This is a genomic window from Kluyvera sp. CHPC 1.2972 (assembly GCF_036759925.1).
Taxonomy (GTDB): domain Bacteria; phylum Pseudomonadota; class Gammaproteobacteria; order Enterobacterales; family Enterobacteriaceae; genus Kluyvera.
In genome coordinates this window covers 1-22,359 of sequence record NZ_JAPKIB010000027.1, presented here as the reverse complement: position 1 = coordinate 22,359, position 22,359 = coordinate 1, and the positions used below count along the sequence as shown (strand labels likewise).

Sequence of the window (22,359 nt, the reverse complement as noted above, 5' to 3'; positions counted from 1 at the left end):
CTTTAAGCCATCTTAAATGACTCTGAGGTGTCTGTTAAACCCGTGGCGATTCAGGTTGCCGCAACGGCATCAATGGTTTCAAGAGGCTTTGTTGAATAAATCGAACTTTTACTGAGTTGAAGGATCAGATCACGCATCCTCCCGACAACACAGACCGTTCCGTGGCAAAGCAAAAGTTCAAAATCACCAACTGGCCCACCTACAACAAAGCCCTCATCAACCGTGGCTCCCTCACTTTCTGGCTGGACGATGAAGCGATTCATGCCTGGTATGAGTCGGCAACGCCTTCATCACGGGGAAGACCTCAGCGCTATTCTGACCTTGCCATCACCACCGTCCTGATGATTAAACGCCTGTTCCGGCTGACCCTGCGGGCTGCGCAGGGTTTTATTGATTCCATTTTTGCCCTGATGAACGTTCCGTTGCGCTGCCCGGATTACAGCAGTGTCAGCAAGAGGGCAAAGTCGGTTAATGTCTGTTTCAAAACACCCACCCGGGGTGAAATCGAACACCTGGTGATTGATTCCACCGGGCTGAAGGTTTTTGGTGAAGGCAAATGGAAAGTCAAAAATCACGGCAAAGCGCGCCGTCGTACCTGGCGGAAGCTGCATCTGGCCGTTGACAGCAGAACACATGAAGTCATCTGCGCGGACCTGTCTCTGAACAACGTTACGGACTCAGAAGCTTTCCCGGGTCTTATCCGGCAGACACACAGATAAATCAGGGCAGCCGCAGCAGACGGCGCTTACGACACCCGACCCTGTCACGATGAACTGCGGCGCAAGAAAATCAGTGCCCTCATCCCGCCCCGAAAAGGAGCGGGTTACTGGCCCGGTGAATATGCAGACCGTAACCGTGCAGTAGCGAATCAGCGGCTGACCGGGAGTAATGCCCGGTGGAAATGGACAACAGATTACAACCGTCGCTCGATAGCGGAGACGGCCATGTACAGGGTAAAGCAACTGTTCGGAGGTTCACTGACGCTGCGTGATTACGATGGTCAGGTAGCAAAGGCTTTGGGCATGGTGCGTGCGCTGAATAAAATAACGAAGGCTGGTATGCCAGAAAGCGTGCGTATTGCCTGAAAACCCGGTCAGCTACAGAGTCACTCGTCCTGAAGCTGATTTATTCAACAAAGCCCCGCCAGGGGGAAACGCCGGGTATCTTTATAGTCCTGTCGGGTTTCGCCACGGCCCTATCGCTTCCCTGTTAAGTATCTTCCTGGCATCTCCCAGGAAATCTTCGCCCCGTTCGTAAGCCATTTCCGCTCGCCGCAGTCGAACGACCGAGCGTAGCGAGTCAGTGAGCGAGGAAGCGGAATATATCCTGTATCACATATTCTGCTGACGCACCGGTGCCGCCTTTTTTCTCCTGCCACATGAAGCACTTCACTGACACCCTCATCCGTGCCAAGATAGTAAGCCAGTATACACGCGTGACTGGTTCAGGGCTGCGCCCCGAAACCCGCCAAAAGCCTGACGCGCCTGCGGCTTGTCCAACCCCGCGCCGACCGGGAAAGGGGTTCCCGCCCGTCCCGGCGTTATCAGGAGACTGGTTTGTCCGAGAAATGGAACAAGATGCTCACCATGTGGGTGACTGAGGATGAGCACCGGCTACTGCTATGTCTGTTCCTACTAGTTTTGGTGAGTGCATATATCTCTACTAAAGGGCATAACATGTCACTATTAACCGCGATGCTAAAGCGGGCTGTTTTTCACAGTATTACCGGCTCCCGTGCCGGTTTTTTTCTTACCGGAAGGGGCTTCGTGTTTATTGATGTTCTGATTTTCGGAGGGGGCACTGATCGCCTTGCCAGTGACACGATGAGGATTGTTGCCCGCGAGGAAGGAAAGACTTACGACGAGGTACTTTCTGACTTCAGGGAAGGTGGGGCAGATGAGCTGACCCAGATACATTTCTGGCGTGTCGTTAGTGCATTATATCCCGGGGCATTTGACCGTATTGATTACCTCCCTGAGTCTCGGAAATACCGTCTCCGGTTATCCTGATTTTTAATCTCGTCACTGCTTGCTTACCGTTCCAGTCTGTATTTTCTGCATTTTTCTTTCATACTGAGTGCCTCACGACCCGTAATAAATTCCGTGTCCGTTCATCCTTAAGCGACGATTGGAGGATGAAGGTCTCTCAAAAGATGATGTGGATGCCATGATGCAGGCGACGGAAAGGCTAAGCCGTTATGTCTGTTCCAGTCGGGCGCTGAGCTTCCGGTAAAGCGCTTCGGCCTGCTCATGCAGCTGTTCGCAGTCTGTCGCTTCGTCATCGAAGTCGAGCAGGTCAATTCTTTCCAGCAGGAGGAGTGTCTGGGCGCGGATAAATTTAGCCATGTTGAGAACGGCGGATTCCTGGCGGTTCATGTGTGTTTTTCCGTGTCTTGTGATGATTTTGATGTGAAAACAGGATGCCGTCATTCTGGTGCATAGTCATGCATTGCGTTAAAATTTACCTAGCACGTTTCTGGCGGCTTTTCGGGTGGTTTGTTACCTGTTTTACCGTACAGCCGTCAGAAACGTCCTGAGAGCCTTTCAGGCGGTGCAGACAATGAGGCGTAATGGTAAATACCCTGAGGGCATGTCCGCTATGAGCGAGGAGCGGACGTGACCGTTACTTTTGCAGCTGATGACAGCATGACTCAAATCTTGGCGTATTGAGCAACAGGGAGCAGGTCAGATTACGAAGAATAGTCATTGAGTAGCTATTCAGGTTTAAAGCTTGATCTGCCGTTAGCTGAACGCCACTTCTTTATCTCATTGATGATCCCTTGTGTTGAATTATCTGCATTTGGCTTTGGTCGATAAATTAAATCCCATTTATCAGGATGCTCAGTCAGTTGACCAAACTCATAAATAGCCTTGCTATGTTCAGCTTCAGATGCGAAATCCACCATTCTGATTTTTGTAATGAAATCATAGAATTCTTTCTCGGTATAATTGGACAATTTTTTATCAGTCATTTTATTTATCCTAAGGAAAATCAATGTGCCGTTTAGGTATTATGACCTGTTTTCCATAAAGTAACATATCACGATGTTATGAATGTCCGTTCCTGGCACAAAGCGGACAGTGCTCGCTTCAGCGTTCTTTCTGCCGTCAGTTAACCCGGTCTTTCAGCATGAGGCCCGGTACTGGCCACGTCACCACGACCGTGTCTCCGTCATTGTCAGTCCGGGCCGACGACCTGCATCCGGCGCGCTTCTGCGTCTCAGAACACGGGCCGCTCCGGCAGCGCGTCGCGTATCTGATCGACCATATCCAGAAAACCCCCTTCTTTCTGAAGGAAGAACAGCTGCTGATGTACCTCCAGCAGCGTAGGTAAATCACGACGGGCGGCCTCGATACAGAGGGCAAATGCCAGTGAGGAGTCATGCGGGATATGCGTGATGCCAGGTAACTGTGAAGTGCGCAGCTCAAGCAGGGGAATGCCTTTACGCATGATAGTCTGCAGATCCTCCTGTTTAGGGGGGAGCTTGGAATTCGGAAACGATCCCCCGTTAAGCTTTTCAAACTTAACGGGGGATTTCGTTCCATTCAGCGGAAGCCCCTGACCGCAAGGGATGTACGGAACTGTCAGGCTGTCCGTTAAATGCCAGTTTTCGATTAAAAAGGGGTTTTACGCCGGAATCCCGGAAAATTCCGTCACTAAAGTTAAAGGCCATCTGATTTGCATGGCGTTGAATAAATTACGGGTCATGCGACAGGCTTCCGCGTCAAAATCGTTGTTTTAATGATTGTCACTCAACCGGTCGTTTGTGTGACAACCCCTGTTGTTACTGGTCGCGGAAAAATCCCGGTTGCCGGCGTAGAACCGCATCCAGGAAACTGACAACCCCCACGAAGAAGGGTTCTTATTTATCCAGTTAAATAGGTTCGTGATCAAAAGCTTCATTTAAACGTAACTAATTGATTTATAGTAAGACTCATGTCTGGTGAACAACTGTTTCATAATTTATATCGTTATACCTACTAAAATGATTCTTGTGAGCATGTAAAAAAGACTTTACATTCACGTTATTGTTGCAGTTACTGCTGAGTAGCAGTTCGTTATCATTTTTTTCATGGCCAAGTATTAGCCGTATCTGTGCCTGATTGGATAATTTAAACGCTGATCGCCGTCAAAACAGAAAGTAGCCAATGCTAATCATTTAGACTTTACCGAGGCTCAGTATGCACAGGAAAAAACAAAAAATTCTGAAGCCGTTAGCCTTTCTTGGTGTGGCATTTTTGGTTGGGGCAATTTTAGATTACGCCATTTTTGTTCGAGATCAAAATGAGCGAAACAGAACTACGGCTATCGAACTTACCTCAGTGATTGAGAAAATCATTGCTTATGCGGATGACGTGAATACCAGAGTGCTTAAGCTCCCCTATAGTAGCAATTCCTGCGAACGACAGTTACCTGAGATTCGAACCATTATTACAACGACGCCTTACATCCGTTCAGTATTTACTGGAAATGGTAATACCATTACATGTCATTCGTTAATCGGTAAATTGAACATTGTTGATACTCAAAGACCGTATCAGGGGGGTAAACTTGCCCTGCTGTCTGGAAATTTGATACAGACAAGGCATCCTATTTTATTAGTGAGAGATATACGGGGCTCATTATTTTCTGTTTCTGCCATTGATGGTGTGTATGTTCAGACAGTTATGCAGCAACTTACGGAGTCAGGCTCAGTAATACAATTTACGATTGGTAATGTAAATCTGCATTCAGATGGTTCATTGAGCTGGGAATCCTATTCCGGTAAAACGGTTGCTTTTCAGAAGGTATCTTCAGACAGATACCCCTTTGATCTGAGTGTCAGCCTGAATAATTCGTCGATTCTAGGTGCCTGGTTTATGTATCAAAAAATGCATATCCTCCTGATGGCGCTGCTCTTTGTTGTTCTCTCCGGAGTTGTGCTCCTCCAGGGCAGAAAGAGTTTTAGTCTGGATGATGACATTAAGCTGGGGATAAAGGGGAATGAGTTTATTGCTTATGGCCAACGTATTGTCGACCTCGATAAAAATAGCGTGTCGGGAATGGAGATTCTGGTTCGGTGGATTCATCCAACAGAGGGCATCATTCGTCCCGACCTTTTTATACCCCACGCAGAGCGGTCAGGGATGATTATTCCAATGACCCGAAGCTTGTTCGTCCAGGTCGCCAACCATATCAACAGTTCCAGTGTGCCAGACGGTTTTTATTTTTCATTCAACATCACCGCAAAACATTGCGCTGATATGGGATTGTATGATGACTGCATGATGTTTCTGGAAAGTACAAAAGATAAGAACATCTCCCTTGTACTGGAACTAACAGAAAGAGAAATGGTTCCTCAGAATGAACAGACACTCAGGTTATTCAAAATGCTCAATGATGCGGGCGTCATGATCGCCATTGACGACTTCGGTACTGGTCATTCCAGTCTCTCTTATCTTCATAATCAGCACATCTCGGTATTGAAACTGGATCAGTCTTTTGTTGCCAAGATTAATACTGATGCGGTTTCCGGGATCCTGATTGACAGTATTATCGAACTCGCTCATAACCTGTCCCTGAAAATAATCGCTGAAGGTATCGAAACTAAAGGGCAATCCATTTATCTGAAAAGGAAAGGCGTGAAGTTTGCGCAAGGCTATCTGTACGGAAAACCTCAACCCGTGGATGAGTTGTTGTCTTCATTGAGAAAATGAGGCGGAGCAGTCTGGTTTGAAGAGGGGGCGTTTCTGACGAGCCTTGATAATTAACAAACCCACCCAAATTTCGCCAGAAACGCCAGTTTAGTTTACGTCAGATGTGTGTATACCATCAACCATTTACGCCTAGGTTTTTCCTGTTTTAGCCAGGCTTACGGTAAATTAGTTCATTTTGATTTATCGATAAAATCTGGCCATATTACGAAACCGAGACTAGATTTATACTGCTTCAACTGAAATTTATTGCTTATCTTATGGTTATGTGATGTCACAGTCAGGACGAGATCATGGCTTCCAGGGAACACAGCTGCCGGATACAACGTGGTTCAGGTGAATGGAAAACCTTTTAAAGAGGGACTGACATCATTTTTGGTTTTATTTAGAAGTTGCGTAAGTCATTGCTCGCACCCCGCGGGAATTTTTTTAAGGTTACATTATATTTTTGCGGGAAGTATTTCAGAATACAACCTTTGCAGTTAATTAATATCGTATTCAGTGCCAGCAAAGCCAGCCGTTTCCGGCACTATGTTATTCACCGTGTTTTTATCAATCAGTGTTTAATGTAATGCCATCCCGAGGGATGGCATTACATGGTCTATCAGCGTACCAGATGGAGGAAATGCAGATGCTTCTCGTACTGGTCCAGAATGTCGTTAATGAGCTGCTCCTGATTCCAGCCCATAACATCATAATTCTGACCGCCTTCTTTCAGATAGACTTCTGCCCGGTAGTATTTATGCTGCTCTGCCTGATTTTCATCGCTGTCCATTGCTGCCAGCGCAAAGGCCGGCGAGTTATAGCCGCGAAGACGGACCTCATAGATAAAGTCGAGCTCATTACCCAGGTCCACTTCAAACCGAAGGCGGTCTTCGCTGGCGTTGCTGATATGACTGTTTGTCCCCTGTTTGTTCAGTTCTTCCTGTACAAGCACCATCGCTGGCTCAATAACGTCGTCCATGAATCTTTTGACCAGGGACCGTTTCGGCAGATAAGCAATATTTCTCAGCCTGCGTTGCCAGGGGATCGGATTACGGGCTGCAGTGGGGGCGATGGTGGCCATGCTCAGGCTTTCACGCTTTGTTAAATCCCGGCGTAGCGCTTTCAGCAAGCCATAGATGGAAATCAGAAGTATCACTGAGAAGGGCAGGGCACTGGCTATGGTCACTGTCTGTAAAGCGCTGAGTCCGCCTGCAATCAGGAGTGCTACTGCTACTGCCCCCATCATGGCTGCCCAAAAAATGCGCTGCCAGACCGGAGTGGTTGTGACGCCTCCGGATGCCAGGGTATCGACCACCATCGCTCCGGAGTCAGCTGAGGTGACAAAGAAGACAATAACCATCACCATCGCGATAAACGAGAGCACGCCTGAGAACGGGAAATGCTCAAGGAAGTTAAACAGTGCGAGGGCGACATCCTGCTGTACCGTATCTGCCAGGTCAGTCGCCCCCTGAAGCATGATGAGATTAATTGCACTGTTACCAAAAACGGTCATCCACATCAGCGTGAACCCGGCCGGAACAAAGAGTACGCCAGTGACAAACTCACGTATCGTTCTGCCACGCGAAACACGGGCAATAAACATGCCGACGAAGGGAGACCATGACAGCCACCACCCCCAGTACAGCAGAGTCCAGCCACCCAGCCAGCTACTGGATTTCGGCTCGTAGGCATACAGGTTAAATGTTTTGCTGACCAGCTCAGACAGATAACCACCGGTGTTTTCGACAAACGATTTCAGCAGCAGTACCGTTGGGCCCAGCAACAGTACCAGCGCCAGCAGCAGAACGGCCAGCCCGAGATTCAGTTCGGACAAAATACGGATGCCTTTATCCAGTCCTGTCACGACAGAAATGGTTGCCAGTCCGGTAATAACAACGATCAGGATCACCTGAACGGTTTCGTTAACGGGGATCCCGAACAGATGATTCAGGCCGGCATTGACCTGCAGTACGCCATACCCAAGTGAGGTGGCGACACCGAACACTGTACCAATCACTGCAAAAATATCGACAGCATGACCTGCCTGGCCATAAATACGGTCGCCGATAATCGGATACAGTGCTGAACGGAGTGTCAGTGGCAGGCCATGCCGATAGCTGAAAAAGGCCAGTATCAGCGCCACGATGGCATAAATTGCCCAGGCGTGCAGACCCCAGTGGAAAAAGGTCAGACGCATAGCCTCTTTTGCTGCCTCTACTGTTTCGGGTGTTCCTGTCGGGGGAGAAAGATAGTGCATGACGGGCTCAGCCACCCCGAAGAACATAAGCCCGATGCCCATCCCGGCAGAAAACAACATGGCAAACCAGGAGTGGTAACTGAAATCGGGCTGGGCATGATCGGGGCCAAGTTTGATATCACCGTATCGGGACAGCCCGAGAAAAGTGACGCTGAGCAGGATCAGTGCCACCGCCAGAATGTAAAACCAGCTGGCATTTGTGAAAATTTGCTGCTGCAGTAGTTTGAATTTTTTATCAGCGAGTTCCGGGAACAACGCCGCAAAGACAACAAGAAGGACGATCAATATAGCTGAAGGAAAGAAAACAGCCTTGTTTATCTGGCTCCCAGATTTCTGTGGGTTGCTTTGTGTGTCACTCATATCCATATCCACTTTGTCAGGTTTGAGACTGGCCTCAAAGAGGTCTGAATGTTAATTCTGGCATAGAAATTATCCCTGTGCCGCTTCGTTGCCGGACACCGTTAGTTCCGGCGTTAACACCGATCTTGCTGTGCCTCATTCTTTTTAAAAATACTCCGAATCTCACTTTCTGATTTCCCGCAACCGGGAAAAAATTGAATCCTCACCGCCTCACCGCCTCACCGCCTCACCGCCTCACACCAGATAACTTGCACCGGCCATCTGGCAGTGTCATAATTGTAATGACATTTGTAATTACGCGAGGTTTTTGACAATGGGTAGTATTAATCTGCGTATCGATGATGATCTGAAAGCACGATCCTATGCCGCGCTGGAAAAAATGGGGGTAACGCCTTCTGAGGCGCTGCGTCTCATGCTGGAGTACATCGCAGATAACGAGCGTTTACCTTTCAGGCAAACACTTCTTAGCGATGAAGATGCTGAGCTTGTGGAGATAGTGAAAGAGCGTCTTCGTAATCCTAAGCCTGTCCGCGTAACGCTGGATGACCTCTGATGGCGTATCTTCTCGACTTTGATGAGCGAGCATTGAAGGAATGGCGTAAGCTGTGTGCCACGGTAAGAGAACAACTTAAAAAAAAGCTGGCTGACGTGCTTGAGTCTCCACGAATCGAAGCTAATAAGCTACGTGGAATGCCGGATTGCTATAAAATAAAGCTCAGGTCATCCGGTTACCGGCTCGTGTACCAGGTTATTGATGAAAAAGTTGTGGTTTTTGTTGTGTCAGTCGGAAAAAGAGGAGGCTGTAATTTAAATTGTGTATCTGCCTGTTTTTGATATGTTCACTCCAACAACGGAGACAGGCAAATTATGGACGAAAAGAAACTCAAAGCACTGGCTGCTGAACTGGCTAAGGGCCTTAAAACCGAAGCCGATCTCAATGCTTTTTCCCGCATGTTGACGAAGCTTACCGTCGAAACGGCGCTCAATGCGGAACTGACTGACCACCTCGGGCATGAGAAAAATGCGCCCAAAACAGGCTCAAACACCCGCAATGGTTATTCGTCAAAAACGGTGTTGTGCGATGACGGCGAGATCGAACTAAACACGCCGCGTGACCGTGAAAATACCTTCGAACCCCAGCTGATTAAGAAGCACCAGACGCGTATTACGCAGATGGACAGCCAGATTTTGTCCCTGTACGCCAAAGGCATGACCACCCGCGAAATCGTTGCCACCTTCAAAGAGATGTACGACGCCGATGTGTCACCCACGCTGATATCTAAGGTCACCGACGCCGTAAAAGAACAGGTCACTGAGTGGCAAAACCGGCAGCTGGATGCGCTGTATCCCATTGTTTATATGGACTGCATTGTTGTCAAAGTCCGTCAGAATGGTAGCGTAATCAACAAAGCTGTGTTCCTGGCACTGGGCATCAACACCGAAGGCCAGAAAGAGCTGCTGGGGATGTGGCTGGCCGAAAATGAAGGTGCAAAGTTCTGGCTGAGCGTGCTGACGGAGCTGAAAAACCGGGGCCTTCAGGACATCCTGATTGCTTGCGTGGACGGTCTGAAGGGCTTCCCGGATGCGATAAACAGCGTTTACCCGCAGACTCACATCCAGCTGTGCATCATCCACATGGTACGTAACAGCCTGAAATACGTGTCCTGGAAGGACTACAAAGCCGTCACCAGCGGGCTAAAAATAGTTTATCAGGCCCCGACTGAAGAGGCGGCGCTGATGGCGCTGGATGCGTTCGCGAAAGTCTGGGACGATAAATATCCGCAAATCAGCAAAAGCTGGTGTGCGCACTGGGAAAATCTCAATACGTTCTTCAACTATCCACCCGATATCCGCAGGGCCATCTACACCACGAATGCCATCGAGTCACTGAACAGCGTGATCCGGGCTGCAATTAAGAAACGCAAAGTGTTCCCAACGGACGACTCGGTGCGGAAGGTTATTTATCTGGCAATCAAGGATGCGTCAAAAAAATGGAGTATGCCGATCCAGAACTGGCGGCTGGCAATGAGTCGTTTTATTATCGAGTTCGGTGACCGCCTGAGCGATCACCTTTAATACAGTGGCAGTTACACAGAATTACTGACAGGCTCAAAAAGAGAACGTTCAGACGTCTATTCTGAAGCTATTAAACGTATTCTCTGAAATAAAATACATTATTAAAGCGTTTTGCTGATAGATGTATGCTCTCATATTAGTCTGAAGCCCAGAGCATCCACCTCTGATGAGGTCTGTATGGATAATCGGACTGCTGCTATTAATAATCTACATGCTTAGTAAATAAAAAGGAGTCCATATGCTCATGGACTCCTTCTCTGAAGCCTCGGTTAATCTGTCCAACTTTTTGGGGGCAGTACACCCGGATACGACCCCAAAATAGTGCTCACAGCATTAGTTAATTGCGATTAAGGGTTGCATTATAAATGTCGTCGTTTTCGCGTTTACCTACGCCGATAACAGTGACTGTAACAATGTCGTCCTCTACACGATAGACAAGGCGGTATCCGGCACCACGTAGCTTAATTTTATACTGGTCCTTACGCCCATGTAGCTGTGATGCCGGAACTCTGGGGTTCTCCAGGCGCTCTTTGAGTTTCTTTTTGAACTGCACCTGTAGTGTATGACCCAGCTTCTTCCATTCTTTCAGAGCGGATTCGTTGAAAGCCAGCTTATAGGTCATCAATATTGACCTCTATAACCCTTTCTCCGCTTCGCTCATCAGCCATCCTTCCCAGTTCTTCATCTTCCAGAAGTTCCATCAACTGGGCATAGAGTGCCGGTGGCACGCAGTAGAACGCAGGCTCATTACGATTAAGAATGGCTACCGGAGCGCCATCCCCTGCATGGAAAGTACCCATAGGGTCGCGTTTAAGCTCAGTAATACTGGCTGCCGTAGTGGTCAGAACCTGAAATGCCATAATGTTACCTCCTCAGATTGAGTGTTAATTATAGATCATTTAAAAGGGTCTTTAAAGGTGCTTTTTGTCGGGATGTATCCGGTAACAAGGCTGGATAGCGTGATATGACTTACTGAGGAAAGTTGAAGAAACAGGGGGCAGGGGAGGCAAATGTATTGAAATTAGAGTCTAATCACTTTTGTGCGTTTATATGCAGTGCGGTAAAATTTATCTTCTGCGTTTCTGGCGGGTTTGTTGGGGGTTTGTTGCCTGTTTTACCCGGTTCCCGTCAGAAACGCTCTCAGGCCTTCTGAGCTGCGCGCGTAATGAGGCGTAATGGTAAATACCCTGAGGGCATGTCCGCTATGAGCGAGGAGCGGACGTGACCGTTACTTTTGCAGCTGATGACAGCATGACTCAAATCTTGGCGTATTGAGCAACAGGGAGCAGGTCATTCGGCCTGGCCGAAAGTCCACTCCCGCAGATCACGGGCACCACGGCCCGTGAAGGTCTTGTAGCCGTAAATTTCGCGCAGCGTGTCCATGTGCTGCTGACGGGTTTGGCGCCGTGTGGCATAAGTGAGAAGCGCATCAGCCGGAACTCCAAGCTGAGCACCGACGAAGGAAAGGACTTCACGCGGGATCATCTCACCAGGAGCCAGTGCACGGCCCGGATATCGTAAGGCACAAAGTTGCAGGGCAAAGCCAATCCTGTTTTCCGGTCTGCGGCGCTGCCTAATGTTTTCCAGGTCATCATCGCCCAGCGTGTAGAACTTCAGTAGCGACAGTTCGTCCGTGGGCAGATCGAACAGCGCTGCTCGCTGCCGTTCGGTGAAAATATGGCGTCGTGACATACAAATTCGTCCCTTTTGAAGTATGCTCAGAATGGGACTGATGGACACACTTAACCAGTGCATTACTGCTGGACATGAAATGACGAAGGCTATTGCCATTGCGCAGTTTAATGACGACAGTCCGGAAGCCAGGAAGATCACACGCCGCTGGAGAATAGGTGAAGCGGCGGATCTGGTTGGCGTTTCTTCTCAGGCAATCAGGGATGCAGAGAAAGCCGGCCGGTTACCCCACCCGGATATGGAAACCCGTGGCAGAGTTGAACAGCGTGTTGGTTATACCATCGAACAAATCAATCATATGCGGGACGTGTTCGGTACCCGACTGCGGCGTGCAGAAGATGCTTTTCCACCAGTGATCGGCGTTGCCGCTCATAAAGGGGGGGTTTACAAAACCTCCGTTTCTGTTCACCTGGCTCAGGACCTGGCCCTGAAAGGGTTACGCGTTCTGCTTGTCGAGGGTAATGATCCTCAGGGCACAGCTTCGATGTATCACGGATGGGTGCCCGATCTTCATATACATGCGGAAGATACTCTCCTGCCCTTTTATCTTGGTGAAAAGGATGACGCCAGTTATGCGATAAAACCCACCTGCTGGCCTGGCCTTGATATCATTCCGTCCTGCCTGGCACTTCATCGCATTGAAACTGAGCTAATGGGCAAATTTGATGAAGGAAAACTGCCCACTGACCCGCACCTGATGCTCCGTCTTGCCATTGAAACGGTTGCTCATGACTATGACGTGATTGTTATCGACAGCGCACCGAACCTCGGTATTGGCACGATTAATGTCGTATGCGCTGCTGATGTGCTGATTGTTCCCACCCCGGCAGAGCTGTTCGATTACACTTCTGCACTGCAGTTTTTCGATATGCTTCGTGATCTGCTCAGGAATGTGGATCTTAAAGGCTTTGAGCCGGATGTCCGTATTCTGCTTACCAAATACAGTAATAACAATGGTTCGCAGTCACCGTGGATGGAAGAACAAATTCGCGATGCATGGGGAAGCATGGTCCTGAAAAATGTGGTACGTGAAACCGATGAAGTTGGTAAAGGCCAGATCCGCATGAGAACCGTTTTCGAACAGGCTATTGATCAACGTTCTTCGACCGGCGCATGGCGAAATGCTCTTTCAATCTGGGAACCTGTTTGTAATGAAATATTTGATCGTCTGATTAAACCACGCTGGGAGATTAGATAATGAAGCGTGCACCTGTCATTCCAAGACATACAGCAAATACTCAGGCAGCTGAAGACACGTCAGCGCCAGCTGCACCGATGGTGGATTCGTTAATTGCTCGTGTAGGGGCTATGGCTCGTGGCAATGCAATTACGTTACCGGTGTGTGGTCGGGAAGTGAAGTTTACCCTGGAGGTGCTCCGGGGAGATATTGTTGAAACCGCTTCCCGGGTATGGTCAGGTAACGAGCGCGATCAGGAACTACTGACTGAAGATGCCCTGGATGATCTCATTCCTTCATTTTTACTGACCGGTCAGCAGACTCCGGCTTTTGGCCGTCGGGTTTCCGATGTCATAGAAATTGCAGACGGCAGCCGTCGACGTAAAGCCGCAATCCTGACGGAAAGTGATTATCGCATTCTGGTTGGTGAACTGGACGATGAGCAGATGGCTGCATTGTCCCGACTGGGTAACGATTATCGGCCGACGAGTGCTTATGAACGTGGCCTGCGTTATACAAGCCGGCTGCAGAATGAGTTTGCTGGAAATATTTCTGCGCTTGCCGATGCGGAAAACATCTCTCGTAAGATCATTACCCGCTGTATTAATACGGCCAAACTGCCTAAATCCGTTGTTGCCCTGTTTGCACATCCTGGAGAACTGTCTGCCCGGTCAGGTGAAGCCCTTCAGAAGGCTTTTGCAGATAAAGAAGAATTACTGAAGCAGCAGGCTGAGACTCTCAACGATCAGAAGAAAGCGGGACTAATCTTCGAAGCTGAAGAGGTCATTAGTCTTTTAACATCCGTACTGAAACAATCTTCCGCATCAAGAGCTAATCTGAGCTCACGTCATCAGTTTGCTCCAGGGGCAACAGCATTGTACAAGGGCGATAAAATGGTGCTTAACCTGGATAGGTCCCGCATTCCTGCGGAGTGTATAGAGAAAATAGAAGCCATTCTTAAGGAGCTTGAGAAACCAGGAGTCTGATGCGGACACGCTTTAGTCTACGGTTATCTCCCTTTACTTCATTTCCTTTCTCACAGGCCAGAAAACATAACTGGCCTGAATATTCTCTCTGGGACCTTGGTCCCATCTGTATCGTCAGTCAGGTTATCTTTCTGGGACCGCGGTCCCACCTGCGTCTTCGGTCAGGTTATCTGTCTGGGACCATGGTCCCACCTGTATCGTCGATTAGTTTTCCACCTGGGACCACGGTCCCACCTGCATCGTCGTTTAGGTTTCCAGCCTGGGACCATGGTCCCACCTGCATCGTCGATTAGTTTTCCAGCCTGGGACCACGGTCCTACCTGTATCGTCGATTAGTTTTCCAGCCTGGGACCACGGTCCCACCTGCATCGTCGTTTAGGTTTTCAGCCTGGGACCACGGTCCCACCTGCATCGTCGTTTAGGTTTTCAGCCTGGGACCATGGTCCCACCTGTATCGTCGATTACTTTTTCCAGCCTGGGACCACGGTTGCATTGATGTCAATGACGAACTGGTATTTTGACATGATTGCATCACGAAGAGCGGAATAATCTTGCAGCAGAACTGAAATACTTGGCGATTGAATAGTAATGGGTCGGGATTAGAGCCGAGCCTACTGAGTACAATCTGTCAAATTTCGCAGTGTATTCGGTTTAATCTCCTCCAGTTTTTAAAGGTCAATTGCTGCTACGCGCTGTTCAGACCTTCGTCCGGCAAGTAACCAATCCAGGCTATTTTACAGGGTTCAGTGGTGTGTTGCAGGCGGATGCGTATGCCGGGTTCAACGAGCTTTACCGCAATGGCCGGATAACGGAAGCCGCCTGCTGGGCTCTCGCCCGCCGTAAGATCCACGATATACACGTTCGCACCCCGTCAGCCCTGACGGAAGAAGCCCTGAAACGTATCGGCGAGTTGTATGCCATCGAGGCGGAAATAAGGGGAATGCCGGCAGAACAGCGTCTTGCCGAACGTCAGCAGAAAGCTAAAGCGCGACTGAAATCCCTGGAAAGCTGGCTGCGTGAAAAGATGAAAACCCTGTCGCGACACTCAGAGGTGGCGAAAGCGTTCGCGTACGCCCTGAACCAGTGGCCGGCGCTGACGTACTATGCAGAAGATGGCTGGGCCGAAGCGGATAACAACATAGCTGAAAATGCCCTGCGGATGGTCAGCCTGGGCCGCAAAAACTATCTGTTCTTCGGTTCGGATCATGGAGGAGAGCGGGGAGCGCTGCTGTACAGTCTGCTCGGGACGTGCAAACTGAACGGAGTGGAGCCAGAAACCTACCTCCGTTATATCCTTGATGTTATTGCTGACTGGCCGATAAACCGGGTCAGCGAACTGCTTCCCTGGCGCGTAGCACTGCCAACTGAATAACACATCCCCGTCAATACGGTTCTCGCTGCACGCTTACTTTTAAACCGGACTGATGCTCTGTGGAGTGAAAAATCACGTTACTGAATTCCCAGAAAGCCAGTTATCACGACAGGCATCAGATTTATTTCCTGCACAGGAACCTGTCCTGTGACCATCACCAGCTAAGCCTCGCCAGCCTGATGACGGTATTCCGTTGGTGAGCAGCTGAATTTTTCCCTGAATGCACGAGAAAAATAAGCCATATCATTGAACCCCGAATTCCATGCAATCTGACTGATGGGTATATCTGAATAGAGCGGGGACTGCAAAGCCAGCGAAGCTTTATTCAGCCTCTGAGTCAGGACATACCGGCCAAAGGTAGTCCCATCACTTTTCATGAGCATGCTCAGATAACGCGGTGAAATACGGAATGATTCAGCAATGCTTGATACTGACAGCGTAGTATCCGAAAGCTGCTGATCTATCATTATTTTAATCTGAAGCAGCAGTCCTGCGGATGAACGGGACGAACTTTTTACTCTGCATTCATCTGAGATGATTACTGTAAGGAGTTCAAGGAGCTGTCTGTAAAGGACGCTGGTGTGGCGGGACGCAATATCTTCTGGCTGCGCCATCAGGTTATTCAGAAGTACGTAAAGAAAAGGCGTCAGGGCATGTTTTTTGCCAAAGGAATACGCAACAAGGTGTTCTGTCTTTCCCAGTCTCTGTCTCAGATGCTCTATGGGTATCTGCACCACATGCTGACGCGATTCACCATGAAGGTGCAGTTCGTAAGGAAAGCGGGTGTCATAAAGCCCGAATTCACCCTGACCAAGAGCGGCATGGCTACCCGCCTGAATCACGGACGTTTTACCCTGACTGATGAAACTCAGCAACATGGCATTATCAGGATGATTATCAGCCCCTTTTCGGCGTCTTATGACGTCCTGGGCACTACTGCTGACCTCTGAAAGCCGCAGGTCTCCCCAGTTCCCGGATCTGATAACGCCGTGCCTGTCGTTTCCTGAAAAAGTACTTTCCAGCGGAACAAACGTGTGGCTGATGGCATGCCGCCAGTATTCACTCCGCTCAGCATACAAAACATCAGCAGTGTTATAGGTATTCATGTCAGCAACCTCCGCCCTGGTTGGACATGTAATGCAAACTTCAGACCAGTTCCTTTTCAGACAAAAATCCTTTCCTCCCTGTCATAACCCCTCATCCGGAAGGAAGGATATATCTGTGTCTGCTGAATTATTTTACCAGGAGACAGAACATGATGAACAAACCGGTTACCGTTGCCTGCGTTCAGGCCGCCCCCGTTTTTATGGATCTTGAAGGCACCATCGACAAAACAGTCACCCTCATCTCTGAAGCCGCCCAGAAAGGTGCGGAACTCATCGCTTTTCCGGAGACCTGGATACCCGGTTATCCGTGGTTCTTATGGCTTAACTCGCCCGCAACAAATATGCCCCTGGTTTATCAGTATCATCAGAACTCTCTGGTGCTGGACAGTGCCCAGGCGAAGCGAATTGCGGATGCAGCGCAGCAAAATAATATCGTTGTCGTTCTGGGCTTCAGCGAGCGCGATCACGGGAGTCTCTACATCTCACAGTGGCTGATTGGCAGCAACGGGGAAACCATTGGCATCCGGCGCAAGCTTAAGGCCACACACGTGGAGCGTACGCTGTTCGGTGAAAGCGACGGTTCCTCTCTGACTACCTGGGAGACACCTCTGGGGAACGTTGGAGCACTCTGCTGCTGGGAGCATCTGCAGCCGCTGTCCCGTTATGCGATGTATTCCCAGCATGAAGAGATACATATTGCCGCCTGGCCCAGCTTCAGTCTTTACACCAGCGCAACGGCCGCGCTGGGTCCCGAGGTCAACACGGCGGCTTCACGCCTGTATGCCGCAGAGGGTCAGTGCTTCGTGATAGCCCCGTGCGCCGTGGTTTCTGATGAGATGATTGATTTCCTTTGTCCTGACGACGACCGGAGAGCGTTACTCAGTGCCGGGGGGGGACATGCCCGAATTTACGGCCCGGACGGAAGAGAACTCGTCACACCTCTCGGGGAAAATGAGGAAGGACTGCTTATCGCTGAGCTTGACTCTTCTGCGATTACCTTTGCCAAACTGGCGGCTGACCCGGTAGGCCACTATTCACGCCCTGACGTGACACGCCTCCTTTTCAATCCTTCAGTCAACAAGACTGTGATTAAACGTCATTCGCCTCCTGAGCTAATTGCCGAACAGGCTGCTGCTGAAGAAGAGGAGGAGTAGAAATGGAATCTGCCATTCCTGAGCATCTGCGTACCCTGCGCAGATGTTCCTCCGCCATGCCAGAAGAACATAAGCCACCTTATCCGGCCTGGACCGCCCGATTCTCCCCCCTGACCGGCCGGGTAGTCATGGCGTACTTCGGTATTCAGGGGAGAAACTGTCCTGATATTTCTGCCCTGGATGAAGTCACTGATCGCTTTTCGTCAGCGGATGGCCCCGGCCACTGGGACATAGCGTCATGCAAAGACCACGCGGGCTTTTATAACCTGATGGCCATCGCCTACTGGCCATCCGCAGAGCAGTTTGAGCGCTGGAAACAGAGCAGCCTGTTCCACAAATGGTGGAATTCACCAGAGAGGGAGAACGGGGAGTATGGTTTCTTTCTGGAAATTGTCAGTCCGCAGCCTGAAAGCTTTGAGACCATATTTTCAGACAAAGCATCCCCGGAAGGCGTCGCCCGGCTGGCAGAAGGCATGAGCGGTGAAATTCGTGAGCATGGTTACTGGGGGAGTGCCCGCGATCGCCTGCCTGCAGCCCAGAACACCCCCCTCAGGGGAACCGGTAAATCCCGTTCGCTGACAGCAAGTGGAAAACGGATTTTGCTGTCAGGAAGTAACAACCTCTGCCTCATTCGCTCCGGGCAGGACTGGTCGGCCACGCAACAGGAAGAAAGACAAAAATATCTCACAGAAGTGGAGCCGGTACTGCACCAGGGAATGGATTTTCTGAGAGACCATGGTCTTGCCATAGGCTGCCTGAGCTGTCGGTATATGCAGGTGTTAGATCCCTCATCACATGCGCTGACGGAAAAAACGTTTGGTCTGGCACACTTTACCGATATGGCCGCCCTTGAACTCTGGGCAAAAAGCCATCCGACACACGTGGCAATATTTGGCGGGTTCATGCGCTACGTGAAAGAGCTGAACTTTAATATAGCGCTTCGCCTGTGGCATGAAATTGTCGTTGTGCCTGCAGAATCGCAGTATTTTGAATATGTTAACTGTCACCCGGGGACTGGTCTGTTACGGCAGGACAGCGGAGAATCATTATGAATAAGTTTTTTTGCCGTACCGGTATTTCTCTTGCAGCAGCATTAAGCCTGCCTGCTGATGCCCTTGAGTTTTCTCCCGGAGATTACGAGATGATGCCGGCGAATAAAACATTCGCGCTGGCCTATTTTCAGTATGCGCACAGCGATGAATACTATTCTCAGGGCAATAAAGCAGCGGGTGATTACAGATTACGTTCTGAGGCCACACTGCTGCGCATTATTCATGGATTTCGGCCTGCGGAAAACTTCAGTATTGAGCCACAGATTATCATTCCGTTTGTCAGGGCGGACGCGATGGGAGATGCCAGCCCACTCGGCAGCGCGTCAGGGATGGGCGATATCATTGTGGGTATGCCTTTAAAGTTCAGGATGGACAACGAAGGCGGTGACATTCTTTCCCTGGCACCTTTTATTTATGCTCCCACCGGAGCCTACAACAATGAAAAGGCTGTCAATGTAGGGGAAAATCGCTGGCGCTATCTGATGCAGGGCGTCTGGATCCATCACTTCTCAGACGCATGGGCATTCACTACTGGTGCGGATGTCTCATGGACGACAGCAAATGACCGGTACGGCGCGGATAACAACAGCCTGAGTCAGAGTCCGCGGTACGAATATCAGGCGTATCTGAGTTACAACCTGACGCCTGCCACGCAGCTTGGATTTGGCGGCGGATGGATAACCGGGGCCAAAAGTCGGATTGACGGAATTTCCCAGGATGACCGGCTGGACAGCACGTATGTCCGTATCTCTGCCTCGCATTTCATTACACCTGCCGTTCAGGTTCAGTTCTCAGGTGGTCGTGATATTGCTGTAGAGCAGGGATTCCGGCAGGATACAAACATCAGTCTGAGATTAGGTTACCTTTTCTGAAATTCCTCGCCGGGGAGTGTCCCTGTGAAGGGCAAGAAGATCAACTGGGGGCACTGGGCCTGGTCACTAACGCAGTGGTACTGTGGAACACGCTTTATATGCAGGAATCACTGAGCTGGATACGCAGAAATGGAGAACAAACTGGCGTTGAAAATATCGCCCGGTTATCTCCAGTGATGCACGGGCATATCAATATGCTGGGACATTATACGCTCACTAACCAGGGAAAGCTCTTCAGCAAGCAAACGCCACTCGTCCCTGTCATCAAAATTCTGCACCGGTGACAACATCACAACTCCCTGAATCATAAATTGTTAATCGCTATGGCAACCATTTCACAAGTGAGTAATTTTTACTCAGATCCAATTCAAAAAAGTCAGATGACGCATTTTGCAGCTTCGCTCCCACTAGGCCCATTAAGAAGCTCCCCAGAAACGATTTTCTTTTCCTGATGAAAAAAAAGGCGTTAACTGTGACATGAACCAGACGTCGACAACCTGAAGGTAATCAGGGATGAGGAAAAGGAAATCATGCGCTTTAGTATTAAAACATTTACTGCAGGCATTTTTACGGTAGCCAGCTTCAGCAGCGGGGTTTCAGCGGCTCCGGCCTCAGATGTAACGCCACAGATGGCCTATGAAGATATATCCCGCTCCTTAGCTGCGCTGGAGCCTGTTACCTTCCAGGCAAAAGCTGAAAAACATAAATTATTAGTTTTTGTTGAAAATCAGTGTGTTTATTGCAGCTATGTTGTGAAAAATATCAAAAAGTACACGGATGCAGGGCTCACTATGTCATTTGTGACTGTGGTGCCGTCATCCATCAAAGACTCTGTCATAGAAGATATGGGGAGAGTATGGTGTGCACCCGATCGCCAGAAAAGTTTTCAAAATGCGATGGCCGGTTTTTTGCCAGACAACACCAGTTCAGAAAAATGTAAAAATCTGGTGATTAAACAGTCTGAGCTTGCAGACCGACTCGGGGTTACCGCCACGCCTGCGATGGTTGTGCTGGAGCCGTCTGTCCATACTTTCCTTGGTAGTGTTTCTCCGGAAAAAATTCTCGCTGAACTCCGGTAAAGGGTCTGGCAGGGATTGCTGAAAGTCGTCGTCAATGGTGGAAGATTTACCGTTAAACGCGGGCTGGCAAGTCCGGTCTTCTCATGTGTTCACGCGAAGGGTACGCAATTTTCGCTCATTTTGCCCTATCATCATCGGGATGTTTCAGCCGTTTACCTGGCCGTTAATGATATCTATTATGGGGTTAATTTAAAGACAGGGACGCTTCATGGCTTCTATCAGATCACTCACTCTCATTCTGCCGTTACTTCTGGCCGCCTGCTCCGGTACACAGACCAGCGTCGAGCGTAACGCCAGCCGTGCCGTATCCGCTATTAACCGGATTCATTTCGATCCGAATACCCGCATGTTAAGGGCAGACAGTATTAATTCCCTGAAACCCATGATGCAGGAACTCTACGACCAGGGTAAAAAAGACAGGTCCGATGGACTGACTCCTGACCAGGCCCGGCAGCGAGTGGAAAGCTTCAGCCATCCTGAGGTCTTATCCGGTGGGCAAAAATCAAGATTCCTCAGCCAGGAGTATGATGCGGATAATCCCGAAAAGCAGCGTCAGATCCTTCTGGACGCCGGGATATCTTCATACTGGGACGGCTACAACGGACGTCCTTAATGGTTCTGTCGCATTAAGGGATCGTGGGGTAACATGCTATTTTTTTACGATGTTACCTGATCATGCCTTTGATCCGAAATGCCTTCAGGCGGCTGCATTATCCCGTCGATATTATTGCCCAGTGTGTTCGCTGGTACCTGGCTTATGCCCTGAGCCTGCGTAATCTGGAGGAAATGCGCGGTATTGTCGTTGATCATTCCACTCTCCATCGCTGGGTTATCCGCCTGGTGCCGTTGCTGGATGAGGTCTTTCGCCGACATAAGCGCACAGTCGGTCGGCGATGGCGTATGGATGAAACCTACATCAGAATCAAAGGTCAGTGGAAGTATCTGTACCGCGCAGTGGATACCGACGGCCAGAGCATCGACTTTTTGCTTACCGCCAGACGGGATGCGGCAGCAGCGCTGCGCTTCTTCCGCAAAGCTATCCGTAACCACGGCGAGCCTGAAGTAGTGACGATAGATAAAAGCGGCGCGAATACTGCTGCTCTGGCCACGCTCAATGCCGACAACCCTGAGAAAGAAGCCATTACCATCAGGCAAAGCAAGTATCTGAATAACCTGATTGAGCAGGACCACCGCAATATCAAACGCAGGATACGTCAGATGCTGGGATTCAAATCATTTCGCCGTGCACAGACCCTGCTGGCAGGTATTGAGTTAATCCACATGATACGCAAAGGGCAGTATCAGCATCTGCAAGGTGATTGATTGTCACCGGCAGAACAATTTTATCTGTTGGCTGCCTGAAAAACAGTCAGTGCAACTTCTGCCGCCCCTTTGCCATTAATGCGACAGAACCCAGTAACTCCCTTACCCAGTCGGCCAATTTGGGGTCCGCTTGGAAAACGGAATCTATGGTCACTCCCGTTTTTGCAACACCGAT

At 49.6% G+C, this 22,359-nt stretch carries 20 protein-coding genes and 4 pseudogenes; 16 read left to right on the top strand and 8 right to left on the bottom strand.

Annotated elements, in window-relative coordinates:
- Window positions 1-161: 161 nt before the first annotated feature.
- Both V6944_RS22615 and V6944_RS22610 read left to right on the top strand, forming a co-directional pair.
- Window positions 162-1,085: pseudogene (locus tag V6944_RS22615) on the top strand (IS5 family transposase).
- A gap of 591 nt (window positions 1,086-1,676) precedes the next feature.
- On the top strand, window positions 1,677-2,009 hold the full coding sequence (locus tag V6944_RS22610) for a hypothetical protein (protein WP_333500601.1): 333 nt from the start codon (window positions 1,677-1,679) through the stop codon (window positions 2,007-2,009).
- A 186-nt stretch (window positions 2,010-2,195) separates the two neighbouring features.
- On the opposite strand, the gene V6944_RS22605 is transcribed toward V6944_RS22610, so the two are convergent.
- The 3 genes from V6944_RS22605 to V6944_RS22595 form a co-directional block, all read right to left on the bottom strand.
- Window positions 2,196-2,375 carry a Rop family plasmid primer RNA-binding protein gene (locus V6944_RS22605; protein ID WP_333500600.1) on the bottom strand — a complete coding sequence of 60 codons (180 nt, stop codon included), beginning with the start codon at window positions 2,373-2,375 and terminating at the stop codon, window positions 2,196-2,198.
- Between the two features lie 338 nt (window positions 2,376-2,713).
- Entirely contained in the window at window positions 2,714-2,971 is a 258-nt protein-coding gene (locus tag V6944_RS22600; protein WP_123652887.1) for a bacteriocin immunity protein, read from the bottom strand.
- Window positions 2,972-3,219: 248 nt separating this feature from the next.
- Window positions 3,220-3,450, bottom strand: coding sequence for a hypothetical protein (locus tag V6944_RS22595; RefSeq protein WP_246030616.1), 231 nt, complete (start codon window positions 3,448-3,450; stop codon window positions 3,220-3,222).
- Between the two features lie 731 nt (window positions 3,451-4,181).
- On the opposite strand from V6944_RS22595, the gene V6944_RS22590 reads away from it, so the two are divergent.
- Window positions 4,182-5,696, top strand: a complete 1,515-nt coding sequence (locus V6944_RS22590; protein ID WP_333500599.1) for an EAL domain-containing protein — start codon at window positions 4,182-4,184, stop codon at window positions 5,694-5,696.
- A gap of 601 nt (window positions 5,697-6,297) precedes the next feature.
- Here V6944_RS22590 and V6944_RS22585 read toward each other — a convergent pair.
- A complete protein-coding gene (locus tag V6944_RS22585; RefSeq protein WP_333500598.1) occupies window positions 6,298-8,295 on the bottom strand; it encodes a BCCT family transporter in 1,998 nt (665 codons plus the stop codon).
- Between the two features lie 313 nt (window positions 8,296-8,608).
- On the opposite strand from V6944_RS22585, the gene relB reads away from it, so the two are divergent.
- The 3 genes from relB to V6944_RS22570 are packed head-to-tail and all read left to right on the top strand — an operon-like array spanning window position 8,609 to window position 10,371.
- Window positions 8,609-8,848: a type II toxin-antitoxin system antitoxin RelB gene (relB, locus tag V6944_RS22580; protein WP_333500597.1), complete on the top strand. Its 240-nt coding sequence runs from the start codon at window positions 8,609-8,611 to the stop codon at window positions 8,846-8,848.
- The gene (locus V6944_RS22575) at window positions 8,848-9,129 is read left to right on the top strand and encodes a type II toxin-antitoxin system RelE family toxin (protein ID WP_333500596.1); all 282 of its coding nucleotides are present in this window, start codon (window positions 8,848-8,850) and stop codon (window positions 9,127-9,129) included. The genes relB and V6944_RS22575 overlap by 1 nt, the downstream gene beginning before the upstream one ends.
- A gap of 33 nt (window positions 9,130-9,162) precedes the next feature.
- A complete protein-coding gene (locus V6944_RS22570; RefSeq protein ID WP_333500595.1) occupies window positions 9,163-10,371 on the top strand; it encodes an IS256 family transposase in 1,209 nt (402 codons plus the stop codon).
- Window positions 10,372-10,708: 337 nt separating this feature from the next.
- Here V6944_RS22570 and V6944_RS22565 read toward each other — a convergent pair whose 3' ends face one another.
- From V6944_RS22565 to V6944_RS22555, 3 genes and pseudogenes are all read right to left on the bottom strand, one after another.
- Complete coding sequence (locus V6944_RS22565; protein WP_004187019.1) at window positions 10,709-10,993, bottom strand: type II toxin-antitoxin system RelE family toxin; 285 nt, start codon at window positions 10,991-10,993, stop codon at window positions 10,709-10,711.
- The gene (locus V6944_RS22560) at window positions 10,983-11,231 is read right to left on the bottom strand and encodes a type II toxin-antitoxin system Phd/YefM family antitoxin (RefSeq protein ID WP_048030981.1); all 249 of its coding nucleotides are present in this window, start codon (window positions 11,229-11,231) and stop codon (window positions 10,983-10,985) included. Before V6944_RS22560 ends, V6944_RS22565 begins: the two co-directional genes overlap by 11 nt.
- A 433-nt stretch (window positions 11,232-11,664) precedes the next feature.
- Window positions 11,665-12,063 (bottom strand): annotated as a pseudogene (locus V6944_RS22555) (DUF4158 domain-containing protein); the annotation flags it as partial.
- 31 nt (window positions 12,064-12,094) lie between these two features.
- Here V6944_RS22555 and sopA point away from each other — a divergent pair.
- From sopA to tnpC, 3 genes and pseudogenes are all read left to right on the top strand, one after another.
- Window positions 12,095-13,261 carry a plasmid-partitioning protein SopA gene (gene sopA / locus V6944_RS22550; RefSeq protein WP_000523815.1) on the top strand — a complete coding sequence of 389 codons (1,167 nt, stop codon included), beginning with the start codon at window positions 12,095-12,097 and terminating at the stop codon, window positions 13,259-13,261.
- On the top strand, window positions 13,261-14,226 hold the full coding sequence (locus tag V6944_RS22545; RefSeq protein WP_122463612.1) for a ParB/RepB/Spo0J family plasmid partition protein: 966 nt from the start codon (window positions 13,261-13,263) through the stop codon (window positions 14,224-14,226). The genes sopA and V6944_RS22545 overlap by 1 nt, the downstream gene beginning before the upstream one ends.
- Window positions 14,227-14,956: 730 nt before the next feature.
- Window positions 14,957-15,598 (top strand): annotated as a pseudogene (gene tnpC, locus V6944_RS22540) (IS66 family transposase); the annotation flags it as partial.
- 161 nt (window positions 15,599-15,759) lie between these two features.
- Here the strand turns inward: tnpC and V6944_RS22535 are convergent.
- Entirely contained in the window at window positions 15,760-16,704 is a 945-nt protein-coding gene (locus V6944_RS22535) for a helix-turn-helix domain-containing protein (protein ID WP_333500594.1), read from the bottom strand.
- Window positions 16,705-16,853: 149 nt separating this feature from the next.
- On the opposite strand from V6944_RS22535, the gene V6944_RS22530 reads away from it, so the two are divergent.
- From V6944_RS22530 to V6944_RS22500, 7 genes and pseudogenes are all read left to right on the top strand, one after another.
- A complete protein-coding gene (locus V6944_RS22530; protein ID WP_122463616.1) occupies window positions 16,854-17,858 on the top strand; it encodes a carbon-nitrogen hydrolase family protein in 1,005 nt (334 codons plus the stop codon).
- A gap of 2 nt (window positions 17,859-17,860) precedes the next feature.
- Window positions 17,861-18,910, top strand: coding sequence for a phenylacetaldoxime dehydratase family protein (locus tag V6944_RS22525; protein ID WP_122463618.1), 1,050 nt, complete (start codon window positions 17,861-17,863; stop codon window positions 18,908-18,910).
- Window positions 18,907-19,782: a transporter gene (locus V6944_RS22520; RefSeq protein ID WP_122463620.1), complete on the top strand. Its 876-nt coding sequence runs from the start codon at window positions 18,907-18,909 to the stop codon at window positions 19,780-19,782. Before V6944_RS22525 ends, V6944_RS22520 begins: the two co-directional genes overlap by 4 nt.
- Window positions 19,783-19,808: 26 nt before the next feature.
- A pseudogene (locus tag V6944_RS22515) lies at window positions 19,809-20,066 on the top strand (Tn3 family transposase); the annotation flags it as partial.
- A 246-nt stretch (window positions 20,067-20,312) separates the two neighbouring features.
- Window positions 20,313-20,861: a thioredoxin fold domain-containing protein gene (locus V6944_RS22510; RefSeq protein WP_047665794.1), complete on the top strand. Its 549-nt coding sequence runs from the start codon at window positions 20,313-20,315 to the stop codon at window positions 20,859-20,861.
- A 208-nt stretch (window positions 20,862-21,069) separates the two neighbouring features.
- On the top strand, window positions 21,070-21,474 hold the full coding sequence (locus V6944_RS22505) for an Exc2 family lipoprotein (RefSeq protein ID WP_100781753.1): 405 nt from the start codon (window positions 21,070-21,072) through the stop codon (window positions 21,472-21,474).
- Window positions 21,475-21,536: 62 nt separating this feature from the next.
- Window positions 21,537-22,184, top strand: coding sequence for an IS6 family transposase (locus V6944_RS22500; protein WP_122463624.1), 648 nt, complete (start codon window positions 21,537-21,539; stop codon window positions 22,182-22,184).
- Window positions 22,185-22,359: the final 175 nt, after the last annotated feature.